The sequence below is a fragment of the Aeromonas finlandensis genome (assembly GCF_000764645.1).
Classification (GTDB): Bacteria; Pseudomonadota; Gammaproteobacteria; order Enterobacterales; family Aeromonadaceae; genus Aeromonas; species Aeromonas finlandensis.
On the sequence record NZ_JRGK01000015.1, the window covers coordinates 61,021 to 78,111 of the forward strand.

The 17,091-nt window shown below is 56.8% G+C and carries 16 protein-coding genes; 7 read left to right on the forward strand and 9 right to left on the reverse strand.

Features of this window, described 5'->3' with window-relative positions; genetic code table 11:
* Positions 1-58 precede the first annotated feature (58 nt).
* The 3 genes from LD28_RS0100985 to iolB are packed head-to-tail and all read left to right on the forward strand — an operon-like array spanning position 59 to position 3,763.
* Positions 59-1,969 (forward strand): bifunctional 5-dehydro-2-deoxygluconokinase/5-dehydro-2-deoxyphosphogluconate aldolase, encoded by a 1,911-nt coding sequence (locus tag LD28_RS0100985; RefSeq protein WP_033135169.1) that lies wholly within the window; start codon positions 59-61, stop codon positions 1,967-1,969.
* A 31-nt stretch (positions 1,970-2,000) separates the two neighbouring features.
* Positions 2,001-2,891 carry a myo-inosose-2 dehydratase gene (gene iolE / locus LD28_RS0100990; RefSeq protein ID WP_033135170.1) on the forward strand — a complete coding sequence of 297 codons (891 nt, stop codon included), beginning with the start codon at positions 2,001-2,003 and terminating at the stop codon, positions 2,889-2,891.
* Between the two features lie 50 nt (positions 2,892-2,941).
* Positions 2,942-3,763: a 5-deoxy-glucuronate isomerase gene (iolB, locus tag LD28_RS22055; protein ID WP_081959371.1), complete on the forward strand. Its 822-nt coding sequence runs from the start codon at positions 2,942-2,944 to the stop codon at positions 3,761-3,763.
* 155 nt (positions 3,764-3,918) lie between these two features.
* On the opposite strand, the gene ulaR is transcribed toward iolB, so the two are convergent.
* The 4 genes from ulaR to ulaG form a co-directional block, all read right to left on the reverse strand.
* On the reverse strand, positions 3,919-4,689 hold the full coding sequence (gene ulaR, locus LD28_RS0101000) for an HTH-type transcriptional regulator UlaR (protein ID WP_033135172.1): 771 nt from the start codon (positions 4,687-4,689) through the stop codon (positions 3,919-3,921).
* Positions 4,690-4,786: 97 nt separating this feature from the next.
* Positions 4,787-5,659, reverse strand: a complete 873-nt coding sequence (locus LD28_RS0101005) for an L-ribulose-5-phosphate 3-epimerase (protein ID WP_033135173.1) — start codon at positions 5,657-5,659, stop codon at positions 4,787-4,789.
* 14 nt (positions 5,660-5,673) lie between these two features.
* A complete protein-coding gene (locus LD28_RS0101010) occupies positions 5,674-6,498 on the reverse strand; it encodes a Cof-type HAD-IIB family hydrolase (protein ID WP_033135174.1) in 825 nt (274 codons plus the stop codon).
* A gap of 121 nt (positions 6,499-6,619) precedes the next feature.
* A complete protein-coding gene (ulaG, locus tag LD28_RS0101015) occupies positions 6,620-7,687 on the reverse strand; it encodes an L-ascorbate 6-phosphate lactonase (RefSeq protein WP_033135175.1) in 1,068 nt (355 codons plus the stop codon).
* Positions 7,688-8,199: 512 nt separating this feature from the next.
* Here ulaG and LD28_RS0101020 point away from each other — a divergent pair.
* From LD28_RS0101020 to LD28_RS0101035, 4 genes are all read left to right on the forward strand, one after another.
* Positions 8,200-9,951 (forward strand): PTS ascorbate-specific subunit IIBC, encoded by a 1,752-nt coding sequence (locus tag LD28_RS0101020; RefSeq protein WP_033135176.1) that lies wholly within the window; start codon positions 8,200-8,202, stop codon positions 9,949-9,951.
* A gap of 44 nt (positions 9,952-9,995) precedes the next feature.
* Positions 9,996-10,472, forward strand: coding sequence for a PTS sugar transporter subunit IIA (locus tag LD28_RS0101025; protein WP_033135177.1), 477 nt, complete (start codon positions 9,996-9,998; stop codon positions 10,470-10,472).
* Positions 10,473-10,512: 40 nt separating this feature from the next.
* On the forward strand, positions 10,513-11,205 hold the full coding sequence (locus LD28_RS0101030) for an L-ribulose-5-phosphate 4-epimerase (RefSeq protein ID WP_033135178.1): 693 nt from the start codon (positions 10,513-10,515) through the stop codon (positions 11,203-11,205).
* A 125-nt stretch (positions 11,206-11,330) separates the two neighbouring features.
* Positions 11,331-11,975 (forward strand): 3-keto-L-gulonate-6-phosphate decarboxylase UlaD, encoded by a 645-nt coding sequence (locus tag LD28_RS0101035; protein ID WP_033135179.1) that lies wholly within the window; start codon positions 11,331-11,333, stop codon positions 11,973-11,975.
* A 105-nt stretch (positions 11,976-12,080) separates the two neighbouring features.
* Here the strand turns inward: LD28_RS0101035 and chbG are convergent, their stop codons facing one another.
* The 5 genes from chbG to LD28_RS0101060 form a co-directional block, all read right to left on the reverse strand.
* Entirely contained in the window at positions 12,081-12,857 is a 777-nt protein-coding gene (chbG, locus tag LD28_RS0101040; RefSeq protein WP_033135180.1) for a chitin disaccharide deacetylase, read from the reverse strand.
* Between the two features lie 53 nt (positions 12,858-12,910).
* Positions 12,911-14,257: a 6-phospho-beta-glucosidase gene (locus LD28_RS0101045; RefSeq protein ID WP_033135181.1), complete on the reverse strand. Its 1,347-nt coding sequence runs from the start codon at positions 14,255-14,257 to the stop codon at positions 12,911-12,913.
* 138 nt (positions 14,258-14,395) lie between these two features.
* Positions 14,396-15,223 carry a transcriptional regulator ChbR gene (gene chbR / locus LD28_RS0101050; RefSeq protein WP_033135182.1) on the reverse strand — a complete coding sequence of 276 codons (828 nt, stop codon included), beginning with the start codon at positions 15,221-15,223 and terminating at the stop codon, positions 14,396-14,398.
* Between the two features lie 54 nt (positions 15,224-15,277).
* Complete coding sequence (gene chbA, locus LD28_RS0101055) at positions 15,278-15,631, reverse strand: PTS N,N'-diacetylchitobiose transporter subunit IIA (protein ID WP_033135183.1); 354 nt, start codon at positions 15,629-15,631, stop codon at positions 15,278-15,280.
* 36 nt (positions 15,632-15,667) lie between these two features.
* On the reverse strand, positions 15,668-17,050 hold the full coding sequence (locus LD28_RS0101060; protein WP_033135225.1) for a glycoside hydrolase family 1 protein: 1,383 nt from the start codon (positions 17,048-17,050) through the stop codon (positions 15,668-15,670).
* Positions 17,051-17,091 lie beyond the last annotated feature (41 nt).

Here is a 17,091-nt window from a genome sequence, read left to right on the forward strand (position 1 = left end):
TTTCCCGTGGCCGCTTTGGCGGATCACTGCTCCCGAGGGAGCTAGCTTGGAGCTATGTATGACCAATAAAAAGAAACTCGATCTGATTTGCCTTGGACGGGTTGCCGTGGATCTGTATGGACAGCAGATTGGTGCTCGACTTGAGGATATGGGCTCATTTGCCAAGTATCTGGGGGGATCGTCAGGTAACGTGGCGTTCGGTACGGCACGTCTGGGTCTCAAGTCCGCGATGTTGGCTCGGGTTGGTGACGAGCATATGGGGCGTTTCCTGCGTGAAGAGCTCAATAGAGTAGGTTGTGATACCAGCCATCTCATTACGGATCGGGATCATCTTACTGCGCTGGTGATACTGGGTATCAAAGATCAGGAAACATTCCCTCTGATTTTTTACCGTGATAATTGCGCCGACATGGCGCTGACACGCGCTGATATTGACGAGGGGTTTATTGCATCCGCCCGTTGTCTGGCCATTACGGGAACTCACCTCTCCCATCCCAAAACCAGAGATGCTGTGCTTACCGCGCTTGATTACGCACGACGAAATGGTGTCAAAACCGCCATTGATCTCGATTATCGCCCGGTATTGTGGGGGCTAACCTCTTTAGGGGATGGCGAGACCCGCTTCATCGCCAATGAACAGGTCACCACCCGGTTGCAGGAGGTGCTTGGGCAGTTCGATCTCATCGTCGGCACAGAAGAGGAGTTTCACATTGCAGGCGGCTCCACAGACACCATCAGTGCCCTGCGCCGGGTCCGTGAGCTGACCGGAGCCGAGCTGGTATGCAAGCGTGGACCGCTTGGCAGCTCCGTCTTTACTGACGAGATCCCGGATTCGCTGGATCAAGGGATCACCGTCAAGGGGGTTCGAGTCGACGTCCTCAACGTGCTGGGGGCTGGTGATGCCTTCATGTCGGGTTTGCTACGCGGTTATCTCAATGGTGAAGGGTGGGAGCGCGCCTGCACCTACGCCAATGCGTGTGGTGCCTTGGTCGTTTCGCGTCATGGCTGTGCCCCTGCCATGCCAACTGCCATAGAGCTTGATGATTATCTGAGTCGTTCTGCTGAGGTGATGCGCCCTGATCTGGATCCACACCTCAATCACTTGCACCGGGTGACTACGCGTGCAACTCAATGGGACGAGCTGTGTGTCATGGCGTTTGACCATCGCAGCCAGTTTGTCGAGATGGCGCGATCGGCCGGCGCCTCGCTCGATCGTATTGTACCCCTGAAGCAACTGATTTATCGCGCCAGCTGTGAGGCTGTCGACATAGCCGGGTTGGCAGGCAAGGCTGGCTTGCTCTGTGACAGCACGTTTGGTCAAGGTGTACTCAATAAGGTTACCGGCCAAGGTTGGTGGATTGGGCGTCCTATCGAGCTACCGGGGTCCCGTCCGCTAGCCCTCGAGCATGGCAATATAGGCACTCAACTGGTCAATTGGCCGCTCGAACATGTGGTCAAGTGTCTGGTGTTTTGTCATCCGGAGGATGAGGCCGTGTTGCGCATGGAGCAGGAGAGCATGGTGCAAGAGGTTTATCGTGCCTGTTGTGAGAGCGGCCATGAATTGTTGCTTGAGGTGATCCTGCCAGTAGGCACGGATCGCAGCGACCAGTTCTATATCCGGGCTGTACAGCGATTTTATAACCTCGGGGTCAAACCCGATTGGTGGAAGCTGCCCCCGATGGGACGCACCGGTTGGCAAGCACTCGAGCAACTGATCACCGAGCGTGATCCCTACTGCCGCGGGGTTGTGTTACTTGGTTTGGATGCCCCGGAGGCTGAGTTGGCGGCTGGTTTCGCCGAAGCTGCATGCACCCCCTTGGTAAAAGGATTTGCAGTCGGACGAACTTTGTTTGGCGCGCCTTCGCGTGCCTGGCTTGCTGAGGAGATCACTGATGAGCAACTCGTGGGCCAGATCCGGGACAACTACCTGCGTCTTATCGCCCTGTGGCGCCAGCGCACAATGCAATGATCGGAATGTGACACTTTAAAGGAGCATAAGCATGACTGTACAACTCGGAATCAACCCGCTGACCTGGACCAATGACGATCTGCCCTCGCTCGGCGCTGACACACCTCTTGAAACCTGCCTCAGTGAAGGCAAACTGGCCGGTTTTGCCGGTTTTGAACTGGGCAACAAATTTCCCCGTCAGGCGAGTTTGCTGGGGCCTATCCTCGCGCGTCATCAACTCAAACTGGTTTCTGGCTGGTACTCTGGTGAGCTGCTGAGCCGCAGCGTTGAAGAGGAAATTGCAGCGGTACAGGATCACCTGACCCTCCTGCGCGAGCTTGGTGCGAACGTCATGGTGTTTGCCGAGGTGACAGGCTGTATCCATGGTAACCAGCAGATGCCGGTACACTTGCGTCCAACCTTTCCTGCAGAGCGTTGGGAGGAGTACGGCCGCAAGTTGACTGAATTTGCCCGTTATACCTTGAGCCAAGGCGTAAAAATCGCATATCACCACCACATGGGAACCGTCATCGAAACCGAACAAGACATTGATAACCTGATGCGCCATACCGGCGATGAGGTCGGGTTGTTGCTCGACACAGGCCATCTGACTTTTGCTGGCGCTGATCCGGTGGCTGTCGCAAAGCGTTGGGCTCATCGCATCAACCATGTGCATTGCAAGGATGTCCGTGCCAAGGTGCTGGCGGATGTGAAAAATCGCAAATTGAGTTTCCTGAATGCGGTATTGGCTGGTGTGTACACGGTACCGGGAGATGGCTGTGTTGATTATGGTGCGCTGTTCCCGATCTTGAAGGCAAATGGCTATCAGGGTTGGCTGGTCGTTGAAGCAGAACAGGATCCGGCTATTGCCCATCCCTTGACCTATGCCTCAATGGGCTATCAGAACTTGCATCGTTTTGCGCAGGATGCAGGGCTTATCTGACCATATGGCGCGGCGGGGGAGGCCTCGCCGCGTCTTCAAAGGAGATTGGCATGTCTAAACTCTTGTCCCGCCATCACTCTCCAGATGGACAGGGCAGAACGCAGTGCATCACGCCAGCGTCTGCTGGTTGGCATCATGTGGGCTTCGAGGTTTATGAGTTGGCGGCGAGCCAGCGTATCGAGTTCGCTGCGAGTGAAGATGAACTCTGTCTGGTGCTGGTGGCTGGCCTTGCGACCATCTCGACACCTCATGCCCGTTATCCGCGTATAGGTGAACGGATGAGTCCGTTTGAGCGGAAAAAGCCTTGGGCGGTGTACGTCACTCGTGGTGATAGTTGTTGTGTGGTGGCTGAAACACCATTAGAGCTTGCCGTATGTCGGGCTCCTGGCAAGGGGTCTACACCGTCACGGTTAATTCGGCCGCAGGATATTGGGGCTGAGGCGCGGGGGCGCGGTAACAACCGCCGTTTTGTACACAACATTCTGCCTGACACAGCGCTGGCCGACAGCTTGCTGGTGGTGGAAGTGTTTACCGAAGAGGGGTGCACCAGCTCCTACCCAAGTCATAAACACGATACCGATAATGTGCCTGATGAAACCTATCTGGAGGAGACCTACTACCACAGGATCAATCCTCCCCAAGGCTTCTGTTTCCAGCGCGTTTATACCGATGATCGTTCCCTCGATGAATCGATGGCTGTTTACGACAAGGATGTGGTCATGGCCCCTAGAGGCTATCATCCGGTAGCCACGTTGGCGGGTTACGATAATTACTATCTGAATGTCATGGCTGGGCCGGTACGCAAATGGTTGTTTAGCTGGGAGGCCGACCATCAGTGGATCAATACAGAGTCCTATGCGCATACCAGATAATCTCAATTACATGACGTTGTGTAGTTGAGCATGTCATTATGATGGCTATAGAAAAGCCCAAGTTATTCAATCTCTTGGGCTTTTTCGTATCTGCGCTATCTGGCCGGACATAGCCAGGAAAGGGGCTCCGACAAAGCGCCCCGCCACCTTATGGCTTAGACCTGGATGACTTGTACGTCCTTGGCTTTGATCTGCTCGATGACCGCTTTATCCGCATCCTTGCCGGTGATCAGAATGTCGATCTTGCTGGCGGCGCAAAACAGCATGCCTGCCCGTTGTCCCACCTTGCTGCTGTCGGCCAGTACCACCAGTCGGCCGACGTGGTTGAGCATCTTCTGCTCCGCCATGGCGGTCAGCATATCCATCTTGTAGAGACCATCTGCGGTGACACCTTTGCCGCTGGTAAACATCCAGTGCCCGGCATAGAGGGAGGAGATCTCGTCCTGCGGTGCCAGGGTGATGGATTGCGACTTGTTGTATTGACCGCCGATGATCACCACGCCGTCATGGTCATTCTCGATCAGGTAGTTGGCGAGCGGGAAGTAGTTGGTGATGACCTGAACATCCTGCCCGCAGATCTCCTGACCCAGCACGAAGGCGGTGGAGCCACAGTTGATGACCGCGCTTTCGCCCGGTTTGATCAGATCCGCAGCTGCTTGGGCGATACGCACTTTTTCGCTGTGATTGTCGCTGTGATTGAGGTTTTCGTTGCTGTCGAGGGGAGACCAGTGGGCCTTTCTGGCCTGCATCAGGGCTTCGGCCCCGTTGCGCACCTTGCGCAGCTTGCCGGAGTCATTGAGCTTGTTGATATCGCGGCGAGCAGTAGCCGGAGAGATATCAAAGGCTTGCATTATGCTGTTGACCGACAGATGACGTTTCTGATTGAGCAATTCCAAAATGGCGTTATGGCGATGTGCTTCTGTCATATCATGCCTGATGATGATTGAATCTGATTGGGTGGTGATTATATCGCGCATAAGTGTGGATGACAGCAACCTTGTTAACTCTTCTGATGACGGACGTTCAGGCGAGCGCCAGACCGGCTTGCTGTCCCAGCTCGACCAGTCTCGCCTTGGCCGTTTTCAGGTTGCTAGCCCACTGGGCATCCTTGGCCCACATCTCCAGCACCAGGGGGCCGTTGTAACCGATTTTTGCCAGGGTGTGGAAAATGGCGGCAAAGTCGACCTCTCCCTCGCCAATGACCAGATCACGGAACTGCCCGCTGCAACTGGCCGTTACCTTGCGGGTCTCTTTGAGGTGGATCTGCACTATATGGTCTGCACTCAATTGCAGCTCGGTGCAGGTGTCATAGTTCCAGCCGGTGATATTGCCGACATCCGGATAGGCCATGAAGTAGGGGGAGGGGATCTGCTTTTTCAGCACCTCGAATTTGCTGAGGGAGTTGAGATAGGGGGTATCCATGATCTCCACACCCAGCATGATGCCTGCCCGTTCCGCCATTTTGGCTGCCGCCTTCATCCCGTCGATGAAGTGGCGGTGGGTCTCGTCGCTTTGCGGTTCGTAATAGACGTCGTAGCCCGCCAGCTGGATGCAGCGAATGCCGAGCTTGTACGCCAGATTGATCGCTTTTTCCATGATGATGGCCGCCTGCGCGCGGATGGCCGGATCCTGCGAACCAAACGGAAAGCGGCGATGGGCGCTCAGGCACATGGAGTGCAACGGCAAGCTGTGCTGCTCGCACAGGCGTCTGAGCCGATAGATTTCGCTATCTGACCAGTCGAGCCGTTGCAGTTTTTCATCTGACTCATCAATGGATATCTCGATGAAATCAAAGCCAAGCTCCTTGGCCGACAGAATTTTCTCTTGCCACTCCAGTGCGGAGGGCATCGCTTTTTCATAAAGGCCGAGGCGTAAGGCATGGTCAAAGTGGTGCATACAAGCTCCTGCATTCAGATAGGGAAATAGCGGTTCAATACCTCGAGGATCCCGCCCTCGTCGTTGCTCTCGCGGGTGACCCGGTTGGCCATCTGTTTGACCTCCGGTTCGGCATTGGCCATGGCGATGCCCATCCCCGCGAGGCAGAGCATGGAGGTGTCGTTGTGGTTGTCGCCGATGGCGACCAGTCGCGCCGGGCTGATCTCTTGCTGTTCAAGGTATTCAAGCAGCCGCGCCCCCTTGCTGTTGCCTCTACGGGCAAAATCAACCCGGTTGGACCAGGACTGCTCACTGCTGAAGTACTCGCGTACCCAGGGGTGGTTTGAGAAGGCATGAACGGCGGCGATATTCCCCTCAGCCACGAATTTCCAGACATGGCTGCTGTTGGCCAGCTCCTCTTCAAACGAGTCAACATTGGCTATCTGCGGCTGGATAGGCGGCGCAAAGCCGCTGGCCCACTGCTGCAGGGCTGCCATGTAGCGCACCGGCTGATGAGCGGAGTAGACCATGCGGTCAGTGACATACATGACGAGGTTGAGCCGGTGCTCCCTTGCCAGCGCGATAAAGCGTTGTGCCAGCTGATGGGGAATGGCGTTCTCTGCCAGCACGGCGCGCCGGTCGTAGTCGTAAACGTAGGTGCCGTTGCAGCAGATGATGGGGGTGGTCAGGCCCAATTCGTGGTGATAGGGGTGGGCTGCCGTGTGATGTCTGCCGGTGACCAGCATGACGGTGGCCTGCTCCTTGATCCTCATGATGGCCTCTTTGACGGCCGGCATGATGGTGTGAGCACTGGTGAGGGTGGTGCCATCGAGATCGAGGGCCAGGGCGTGATAGCGCATCGTCTGATCTTCTTGTTGTTATCCGGTGAGGTGGGGGCAATAGAGGGGTGATTGAGATGAGGCCTTGCTGGCCCCTCTAACTCACCATCCCTCGTATTACCCGACGTGCGACAGGCTCTGCTTACAGGAAGGATTTGTAAGGCAGCTCCGGCTCGTCGATGAAGATGTCATCAAAGCCGCGCGGGTGCTGGTAGTGCAGCTTGCTCTGGTCGGTCGGGAAGGTGTACTTGCCACCGACTTGCCAGAAGAAGGGGCTGAAGCGATAGCCGAGGCGCTCTTTTTTCATGTTCCAGAGCACTTCGATCTCGCGGGGATCGCTTTGGAAGTTGGCCCAGATATCGTGGTGGAACGGGATCACCACCTTGGTGTTGAGGGACTCCCCGGCCCGCAAGATGTCTGATGAGGTCATCTTGTCGGTTACGCCCCGCGGGTTCTCGCCATAAGAGAGCAGCGCCACATCGATCTGGTAGTCATTGCCGTGCTTGGCGTAGTAGTTGGAGTAGTGGGAGTCACCCGAGTGGTAGAGGTTGCCACCGGATGTCTTGACCAGATAGTTCACCGCCCGATCATCCATGCCATCCAGAATGCTCTTGTCGGTGGAGGAGACTCCTGCCGGCAGGGTGACCAGCGCGGTACGATCAAAGGCATCGAGTACCTGAATCACGATGTCACCCACCGGGATCTCGTCACCCACGCGCGCCACCACACAACGCTCGGCAGGCACACCCCAGCGCAACCAGAGGTCGACACAGGCCTTGGGACCGATGAACTTCACATGCTCACCACAGTTCTGCAGCACAGCCGCCGCCACATTGACGTCGATATGGTCGGCATGATCGTGGGTGGCCAACACCGCATCGATATCTTTAATCCCGAACGGATCGAGCACGAAAGGTGAGGTTCTCAGGTTGGGTTGCAGCTTGCGCACTCCCCCCATCCGCATCATCTGGTGCTGCTTGTTCATGTAGGGATTGCCATGGGTTCGCTTGCCCGTGCCGCACCAGAAGTCGATGGAGATGTTGGTATTGCCGGCAGACTTCAGCCAGATACCGGTGCAGCCCAGCCACCACATGGCGAAGGTGTTTGGTTTGACCTCTTCCTGCTCAATCTCTTCATTCAGCCAGGTGCCCCACTCGGGGAAGGTGCTGAGGATCCACGATTCACGGGTGATTTCATCAATCTTGCTCATCTCACATACCTTTCTGATTTGGATGGTTCACACAGTGGTGATTCATCGGGTGATGACATGGCTTGCATGGTTGCGAGCCAGTGATTTCTTTTGATTGGCTGTGACTATATTACTGCTTTTTGTGATTATCAATGATTGTGATGATTGTTTTGTGAGATTAATTGCGGCATATCACAATCAAGAGATAAGTATGTTTTTAAGTATCTGTATTTATTGGTTTTTTCAGTTTTTTTTATATTGTGAGGGGTTTTTTGAATCCTTTTATGTGGTTATTAGTGTGCTTTTAACCAAAATTTCACATCCAGATAAGGGAAGAAAGAGATTTTTACGACCTAGATCTTCATCACAATAAATCACAATTTGACTATGTATGATTATTTTAGATTTCGCAGTGAGTGGTGGCAGTTGAATCTGCTCGCGGGGCGTCAGGTAAAGCAATGCCCATATGAATGGTGAGATGTCCGCACCAATCCAATAGCAATGAGTTGTCCTCATCTGGACGGAGCATAAATATGGAAACCCTCTACAACGCTTTTTACATCTTTTACAGTCAGGTGATGACCAAGGCACCCCTGCTGTTGGGGCTGGTGACCTGTATTGGCTACCTGTTGCTCAAGCAGGATGGCACGACGGTCGTCAAGGGCACCGTGAAGACCATCGTCGGTTTCATGCTGGTGCAGGTAGGCGCCAGTACGCTGGTGGCCGGTTTCAAGCCGGTGGTGGACAAGATTGCGGAATATCATCACCTCACCGGTTCAGTGATTGATCCCTATACCACCATGATGGCGACCATGGAGACTATGGGGGAGAACTACTCCTGGGTCGGCTATGCGGTATTGCTGGCCCTTGCCCTCAATATTCTGCTGGTGTTGCTGCGGCGCTATACCGGGATCCGCACCATCATGCTGACCGGCCACATCATGTTTCAGCAGGTGGGTCTGATCGCGGTTTTCTATATGGTGATGGGGGCCTCGATGTGGGAAACCATCCTCTATTCCGCCGTGATCATGGCGCTTTATTGGGGGATCTCCTCCAACATCATGTTCAAGCCAACCCAGGAAGTGACTGGCGGGGCGGGATTCTCCATTGGCCACCAGCAACAGGTCGCCTCCTGGATTGCCACCAAGGTGGCGCCGAAACTGGGCAATAAGGAGGAGAGCGTCGATCACCTGAAGCTGCCAAAGTGGCTGCACATCTTCCACGACAGCATCACGGCGACCGCCATCGTGATGACTATCTTCTTCGGCATCATCCTGCTCTCGTTTGGCCTCGATAATCTGCAACAGATGGCGGGTCAGACCCACTGGTCTATCTACATTCTCGAGACCGGTCTCAAGTTTGCGGTCGCCATTCAGGTCATCGTGGTGGGGGTGCGGATGTTCGTTGCCGAGCTTTCCGAGGCCTTCAAGGGGATCTCCGAACGGGTCATTCCCAACGCCGTCCTGGCAATCGATTGCGCCGCTATCTACGCCTACTCGCCGAATGCCATGGTCTTTGGCTTTATGTGGGGAGCTATCGGTCAGTTTCTCGCGGTGCTTGCCCTGCTGGCATTCCAGGCGCCCATCATGATTATCCCGGGCTTCATTCCCATGTTCTTCTCCAACGCCACCATAGGGGTGTTCGCCAACCACTTTGGCGGCTGGCGCGCGGTGATGAAGATCTGCTTCGTCATGGGGATCATCGAGGTGCTGGGCTCTGCCTGGGCTATCCACCTGTTCGCGGCCAATGGCACCAGCTTCAATGGCTGGATGGGCATGGCTGACTGGGCGCTGGTGTTCCCGGTGATCATGCAGGGGCTCTCCTTCTCTTCCCTGTTCTTTGTGGTGTTGCTGATCGGCGCCGGGCTCTATATGTACTGCGCTTCCCGCACCCTGCGGATGGAAGAGGATATGGCAGTCCCGAGTGTCGCTGTGGCAGAAGAGGCGGCCGAGCTGTCAGCCTTGCCAGCCGAGAGTGCCAAAGGGGGAAGTGCAGTGCGGATCCTGGCGGTATGTGGCAATGGTCAGGGCTCATCCATGATGATGAAGATGAAGATCGGCAAGTTTCTCGAGCAGCGTGGTGTGCCCCATGTCATGGACTCCTGCGCCGTGGCCGATTACAAAACCAAGCTGCAGACCACCGACATCATCGTCTCTTCCAAGCATCTGGCCGGTGAGATGAGCCCCGGTGAGGGCAAATTCGTGCTGGGGGTACAGAACATGCTCAACCCCAATTCGTTTGGTGATGAACTGCTGGGCATCATCAAGAACAACTTTGCAAATTAAGCCGATGAGCCTCGTTGCACTCGGCAGCGGGCAAGGAGAACAAGATGAAATTCAAACAATCTCTGCTGGAAAACGACTCTGTATTGCTCAACGCGGCCGCCAGCGACTGGCGCAGCGCCATCAAACTGGGCACCGACATGCTGATCCGTTCCGGCGCCGTGGAGCCTCGCTACCACGATGCGATCATCGGTAGCATTGAAAAGATGGGGCCCTATATCGTGATTGCCCCCCAGTTCGCGATGCCCCATGCAAGGCCGGAAGATGGAGTCAAGCGCACGGCATTTGCACTGGTCACCCTGACCACTCCGGTGAAATTTGAAGGGGAAGAGGAGCCGGTGGATGTGCTGGTGACGCTGGCGGGCAGCACCTCGGATGAGCACATGGAGGGGCTGATGGAGGTCACTCAGGTGCTGGAGGATGAAAACAGCGAAAGCGGGATCAACCTCGACAAGCTCAGATCTTGCCAGAGCACGGCAGATGTATTCCACGTCATTGACCAGGCGCTGGCTCAAGTGGCCTGAGGCACCCAACGCGGCGCCGCAAGGGGCCCAGGAGAACGGAATGTATAACTCATTGAAAGAGGCGGTACTGGAGGCCAACCTGCTGCTGCCCCGATACGGTCTGGTTACCCTGACCTGGGGAAATGTGTCCCAGATTGATCGCAGCCTGGGGGTGGTGGCCATCAAGCCATCCGGGGTCTCTTACGACAATATGACCGTTGACGATATTGTGGTCGTTGATTTGGAAGGCCAGATCGTCGAGGGGCATTTATCCCCATCCAGTGATACCGCAACCCATCTGGTTTTATATAAGGCATTCAAGGGTATTTCCGGGATTGTGCACACCCATTCCCGTCATGGCACTATTTGGGCGCAAGCGGGTATGGATATTCCGGCATTGGGCACCACACACGCCGATTATTTTTATGGGGATATTCCCTGCACTCGTTCGCTGACGGAAGATGAAATCCGCGTTGATTATGAAAAAAATACCGGCAAGGTCATTGTCGAAGAGTTTCAGCGTCGGGATCTGGATCCGCAGGCCTTGCCAGGCGTGGTCATCACTGGTCATGCCCCCTTCTGCTGGGGTAAGAGTGCGCTGGATGCGGTGCACAATGCGCTGGTGCTGGAGGAAGTAGCCACCATGGCGCTGGCAACCAGAGCGTTGAATCCGGCCATCCATATTGCGCAGGAGTTGTCTGACAAACACTATTTCAGAAAACATGGTGAGAATGCCTATTACGGCCAGCGCTAATTAGTCAACCCGTTATTTAAATTGCTCATCTATTTATGTTAGTGACGTCAGGTTACGGCCCTTTATCGACTTTAAATCAATGGACCAATCAATCCTGCCAAGGTTTTAAATTAAGGAAATATATTATGACCAAACCAATGTTACAGATTGCTCTGGATTCTACCGATCTTGCTACCGCCGTGGATATTGCCGATCGCGTCGCCGGTTATGTCGAGGTCATCGAGGTCGGCACGATTCTCGCCTTTGCGGAAGGCATGTCTGCGGTACGCACCATGCGCGAGCGTCATCCTGATCACATCATCGTATGCGATATGAAGACCACAGATGGTGGCGCCATTCTGGCCCGTATGGCTTTCTCGGCAGGGGCTGACTGGATCACAGTATCGGCCGCCGCGCACGTCGCCACCATTGCTGCCTGCAAGAAAGTCGCGGATGAGTTCGGCGGGGAGATCCAGATCGAGATTTATGGCAACTGGACGCTGGATGATGCCAAGCAGTGGGCCGATATGGGGATCACCCAGGCTATCTATCACCGCTCGCGGGATGCCGAGCTGGCCGGGGTCAACTGGACCCAGGCCGATTTGAGCAAGATGCGGGCACTCTCCGAGTTGGGGCTGGAGCTGTCGATCACCGGTGGTATCGTGCCGGAGGATATCCATCTGTTTGAGGGGATCCGGGCCAAGACCTTTATCGCCGGACGGGCACTGGCCTCTGAAAGCGGCCAGGCAACCGCCGAAGCGTTGCGCCGCGAGATAAACAAATATTGGTAACGGAAACAGGATGGCGGCACTTGTGCCGCCATCCTGTCTCTTCTCTCACATTCTCTTGCCTGCCAGCCTCATCACTGCTCTCCTTTTTCCACCGGCAATTTCGCTCTATTTCGTGTCACGCCGCCACTCCCGATAGCTGGCGAGGCGGTAGCCGTGTTCGGCGATAAGGGCGGGCAGGGACGGGTCGGTCAGGATCGCCAGTTCGTTGAGGCGGGGCTGACAGTAGGAGCTGCCTTGCATCTCCAGATCGATAAAGGAGGGGTGGCACATGATCTCGAGCGAATTGGCCCCCTGTTCACTGGCCTCATCGAGCAGTTGCAGCAGGTCGGCTTGAGTCAGCTGTGCGCCGTAGAAGCGGTCGTCGAACCGATCGCAGCTCTGCGGGTGGGTGACGGTCAGGCCGTGGCGGGCTATTTCGCCCCGGTCGATGCGAAGGGGCAGGTCATGCGCCTTGGCGAAAGCCTCCACCAGTGGGTAGATAGTCGGCAGCATATGAACATGGTGGTGGCTGTCGATATGGGTCGGTGTCTTGCCGAAGATCGCGACAAAGCGCTGATACTGACTCGCCAGCTCGCCGGATATCTCGGCCAGATCCAGCTCTCCTGCCTCGCTCTTGTGCCAGATCCCCTTGTTGAGCTCGCCCTGTTCGTTCACCAGCGAGGTGAGCGGCGTGAGCGGTTTGCCCCAGCTGAGCATAAAGTGCAGCCCGACCGGCAATTCGGGAAAGCGTTCGGCCAGCCAGGCGGCATGTTCGATGGCGGGGGAGGTGACAATCGCAGTAGTGGAGCTGACGACCCCGTGCTCGAACGCCTCTATGATGCCGTAGTTCTGAGCGCGGCAGAGGCCGAAATCGTCGGCGTTGATGATCAATCTCTTGCTCATGAGGGTTCCCTTGCGGTTAAGCGCCCCGCCGGTTCGGGCGGGGCGTGCTGGCCTCAGGCGAGGGCGTCGATGGCGGCGGCGAAGTTGGGCAGGTGTTCGCGGTGGGCCAGCAGCAGCTCGCGGGCGACGATACGTGCATCGTTGTCGGAGTGGATCAGCGGGTTGAGGTTCATCGCCAGCAGCAGGTCGTCAAAGTTGCCACTGATGGCGGCCTTGGCGGTGGCGATCTCGAAGCTCTTGATGAGGTGCACCAGCCCGTTCACCTTGTCGTCAAAGCGGGTGAGGCGCGGATGGGGAATGGCGCCATCACGCCCGATCAGGCAGCTCATCTCTACCGTCCAGTCGGCCGGGATATTGGTGACATGGCCCTGATGGGGCACGATGACGTAGTGCTCGCTCTGTTTGTCGTTGTAGATGGCACTGATCACCTCGCAGGCCGCATCGGAGTAGTAGGCGCCGCCACGCAGCTCCAGCTCCTTGGGCTTTTCGCACAGCTCGGGGTTCTGGTAGAGCTCGAACAGCTTCTTCTCGACCTGCTGCACGACTTGAGCCCGGGCGCCGCCCTTGTAGAACTCGCCCATCTCGATCCCCAGCATCTCTTTCTCCTTGAAGTAGTAACGCAGGTAGGAGCAGGGGAGCAGGCGCAGGCCGCGGATAAAGCCGGGGTCGAACGGCAGGTCGAAAATGTTTTTGACCGAGCTGGCGCGGGTGAGGCTGCCATCGGCGACCCCTTCCAGCAGCTCGTCAAAGCGGGATTCGCCGTTGACCAGCACATCGCCGATAAAGACCAGATGATTGAGGCCAAACAGATCCATCGATAGGTGATCATGTTCGGTGAGCTGGAGGGCGTCGCGCACAAACATCTGCATGCCGACCGGAATGTTGCACACCCCGATAAAGCGGCGGAAGTTGGTATGACGGCGCACCGCTTCGGTCACCATGCCGGCCGGATTGGTGAAGTTAATCAGCCAGGCATCCGGGCAAAGTTCTTCGACGTCGCGGATGATATCGAAGATGACCGGAATGGTGCGCAGCCCTTTGAACAGGCCGCCTGCGCCGTTGGTCTCCTGCCCAAGCATGCCGTGGCTCAAGGGGATGCGCTCATCCTTCTCTCGCGCCTGCAACTGGCCGACCCGCAGCTGGGTGGTGACGAAGTGGGCGCCCACCAGTGCCTCGCGGCGATCCAGGGTTTTGTGCAGGGTCATGGGGATGCCCGCCTGGCAGATCATCCGCTGGCAGAGGTCGAAGATGATGTTCAGTTTCTCTTCGCCAGCGGGAATATCCACCAGCCACAGCTCGCTGATGGGGAGCTCGGCATACCGCTTGATGAAACCATCGACCAGCTCGGGGGTGTAGCTGCTGCCGCCGCCTATGGTGACTACCTTGATCTTCTCGCTCATAAATCCCTCTTCATCGGTTTGATGGTGGCCGCTCTGTCGTCAGGGTGAGAGGGGCCGCAGCCGCCTGTGGCAGGGGCTGATCATGTTCTGTGCTTTGTATTGCAATCTGTTCTATTTACATGGAGTTCACTGTCGGCATCAGGCCGGGCTTTCAAATTTCGGGTAGAGATATTTGCGGTAACTGCCCGGGGTAAACGAGGTGAGCTTCTTGAAGTTTTTGATAAAGAGGCTGACGTCGTTGTAGCCGGTCTCGAAGGCGATATCGGCCACCGAGTTGTTGGTCACCTCCAACTGCATCTTGGCGTAGTTGATCCGGATCTCGTTGATGATCTGCATCGGCGTCTTGTTGTAGTAGCGCCGGGTGGCCCGGGTCAGATACTCCTGGCTCTTGCCACAGAGGGAGACCATGTTGGCCAGCGCATCCTCGGCAAAGAGGGGGCGATCGTGCATCCGCTCCACGGTTTCGTGCAGCCAGAGCGGAAGATCGTCGCTGGCGGAATTGTCTTTGTAGTGGCGCAACCGGTTCATCACGGCGTAGGTCACCACTTCGAGAAATTCGGTCAGCGCCTCTTCCCGAAACCCCGGCGAGACCAGCACCGACTCGATGTAGCTGAGGAACTCGCTCTTGAGCGCATAGGCCTGAGAGGCGACGAAGTGCTCCGGCAGCAGGTATTTGAAGTGCTCGTCGAAATAGGTGCGGGTGATCCCGACGTTGAAGATGCGGGTGGTGCCGAACTCGTAGAAGCTCTGGTGGCGGGAGCCAAGCGGAATAAACACCAGGTCCCCCCGCTCCAGCAGCACCCGCTTGCCGTTGACCTCCTGATAGTAACGACCGGTCAGTACCAGGGTGAACTCGTAGTAGTCGTGCTGGTGCAAACCGGTTCCGCTCACCTGCTTGTTGTAGATGAACATATGGAACGGTTTGTTGTTAAACAGTTCGGTTTCCCGGATTGTTTTGACACTCATGAGCTGTTTCCTGATCTGCGGGCCGATGACGGGGCCTCTCGCCCCGTCCGGAGGTTACTGGTTCTGCAGCTTTTCGTGCAGCTCGATCAGCTCGCTGATCAGCTCACGGGCCAGCATGGAGGTCATCAGGTGATCCTGGGCATGGACCAGTACCAGGGTGACCGGGATCTTGCCTTCCCCCTGATCGTCCTCGATCAGCTGGGTCTGCACCAGATGGGCGGCATTGAGCGCCTCGCGGGATTGGGCCATCAGCTGGTGGGCGGCAGCCAGATCCCCCTCCTTGGCCTTTTTCAGCGCGGTGTAGGCGAGACTGCGGGCCTGCCCGGAGTTGATGATGAGCCCCATCACCACCTCTTCCAGATCGTTGCAGGTGGGTGCCTCTTCAGTGATGCTGTCCAGATCGAACATGTGTCGTTCCTTACGTGAATGCGTTAATTGAAACCGTTAATTGAAACCATGATTGCGCGCTACCTCGGCAAACCAGTAGCCGCTCTTCTTGATGGTGCGCTGCTGGCTCTCCAGATCGAGGCGGACGAAGCCGTAACGGTTCTTGTAGGCGTTGAGCCACGACCAGTTGTCGATAAAGGTCCACAGGTGATAGCCGCGACAGGCGCTGCCCTCTTCCAGTGCGCGATGCAGCCACTCGAGGTGCTCGCGAATGAACTGGATGCGGTAGTCATCCTCCACCCGTCCCTCGGGGCCGATAAAGCGCTCTTCCCCCTCGACTCCCATGCCGTTCTCCGAGATGTAGCAGGGCAGGTTGCCGTAGTTGACCCGCAGGTCGGTGAGGATGTCGTAGATCCCTTTTTCGTAAATCTCCCAGCCGCGGTGGGGGTTCATCTTGCGGCCCGGCATTTCGTAGTAGTCGAACAGATCTTCCGGCGTACGCGGAACGCCCAGCCACGCCACCTCTTTGGCCTTGACCCGACGCGGCTGGTAGTAGTTGATGCCGAGGATATCCACCTTGCCGGCGGCGAGCAGTGCCTTGTCTCCCTCCTCACGCTGCGGCAGCAAGTCATACTGCGCCAGCAGGGCGACCAGCTCGGGGTCGTAGCTCCCCTTCAGGGCCGGATCGAGGAAGCTCTTGTTGAGCAGCAGATCCGCAATGCGGGAGGCGGCGATATCTGCCGGATCCTGCGAGCGGGGATAGGTCGGGCTCAGGTTGAGGATGATGCCGATCTCGCCATCATGCTGGCAGGCGCGATAGGCCTGCACGGCGCCAGCATGGGCCAGCGCGGTGTGGTAGGCGACGGTGGCCGCCCGGCCAAAATCCACCACGCAGGGGTAGTGGTAGTGGCCAAGGTAGCCGCACTCGACCGGCACGATCGGCTCGTTAAAGGTGAACCAGTGCTTGATGCGACCGCCAAACAGGTCGAAGCAGCGGGTGGCGTAGCGCACATAGGCGGCCACCACTTCACGGCTCTCCCAGCCGCCGCGCTCCTGCATGCACATCGGCATGTCGAAGTGGTAGAGGTTGATCAGCGGGGTGATCCCCTCCGCCAGCAGCCGGTCAAAGACGGCGTTGTAGAAGCTGACCGCCTCCTGGTTGATTTCGCCCACCCCGTCCGGGATCAGCCGTGACCAGGAGATGGAGGTGCGAAAACTGTTGTGCCCCAACTGCTTGAGCAGCTTGATGTCGCTCTCGAAGTTGTCATAGAAGGTGGAGGTGTCGGTCGGGCCGACCCCGTTGTGGAAACGCTGCGGCTCGATGGAGAACCAGTAGTCAAAGATATTGGCGGATTTGCCGCCGCGGTTGGCGGCGCCTTCCATCTGCGGGGCCGAGCTGGCGCTGCCCCACCAGAAGTTATCCGGAAAACGATACTGCATGGGTGATTTCTCCAGGCTGGTGGGGGAGGAGGCTTGCTCCT

Coding starts and splice junctions, on each gene's coding strand:
- LD28_RS0101045 (WP_033135181.1), bottom strand. CDS start 14,257: ATGAGCGAGAAGATCAAGGTAGTCACCATAGGCGGCGGCAGCAGCTAC.
- iolE (WP_033135170.1), top strand. CDS start 2,001: ATGACTGTACAACTCGGAATCAACCCGCTGACCTGGACCAATGACGAT.
- LD28_RS0101030 (WP_033135178.1), top strand. CDS start 10,513: ATGTATAACTCATTGAAAGAGGCGGTACTGGAGGCCAACCTGCTGCTG.
- LD28_RS0101010 (WP_033135174.1), bottom strand. CDS start 6,498: ATGCGCTATCACGCCCTGGCCCTCGATCTCGATGGCACCACCCTCACC.
- LD28_RS0101060 (WP_033135225.1), bottom strand. CDS start 17,050: ATGCAGTATCGTTTTCCGGATAACTTCTGGTGGGGCAGCGCCAGCTCG.
- LD28_RS0101020 (WP_033135176.1), top strand. CDS start 8,200: ATGGAAACCCTCTACAACGCTTTTTACATCTTTTACAGTCAGGTGATG.
- LD28_RS0101035 (WP_033135179.1), top strand. CDS start 11,331: ATGACCAAACCAATGTTACAGATTGCTCTGGATTCTACCGATCTTGCT.
- ulaG (WP_033135175.1), bottom strand. CDS start 7,687: ATGAGCAAGATTGATGAAATCACCCGTGAATCGTGGATCCTCAGCACC.
- chbR (WP_033135182.1), bottom strand. CDS start 15,223: ATGAGTGTCAAAACAATCCGGGAAACCGAACTGTTTAACAACAAACCG.
- chbG (WP_033135180.1), bottom strand. CDS start 12,857: ATGAGCAAGAGATTGATCATCAACGCCGACGATTTCGGCCTCTGCCGC.
- iolB (WP_081959371.1), top strand. CDS start 2,942: ATGTCTAAACTCTTGTCCCGCCATCACTCTCCAGATGGACAGGGCAGA.
- chbA (WP_033135183.1), bottom strand. CDS start 15,631: ATGTTCGATCTGGACAGCATCACTGAAGAGGCACCCACCTGCAACGAT.
- ulaR (WP_033135172.1), bottom strand. CDS start 4,689: ATGACAGAAGCACATCGCCATAACGCCATTTTGGAATTGCTCAATCAG.
- LD28_RS0101025 (WP_033135177.1), top strand. CDS start 9,996: ATGAAATTCAAACAATCTCTGCTGGAAAACGACTCTGTATTGCTCAAC.
- LD28_RS0100985 (WP_033135169.1), top strand. CDS start 59: ATGACCAATAAAAAGAAACTCGATCTGATTTGCCTTGGACGGGTTGCC.
- LD28_RS0101005 (WP_033135173.1), bottom strand. CDS start 5,659: ATGCACCACTTTGACCATGCCTTACGCCTCGGCCTTTATGAAAAAGCG.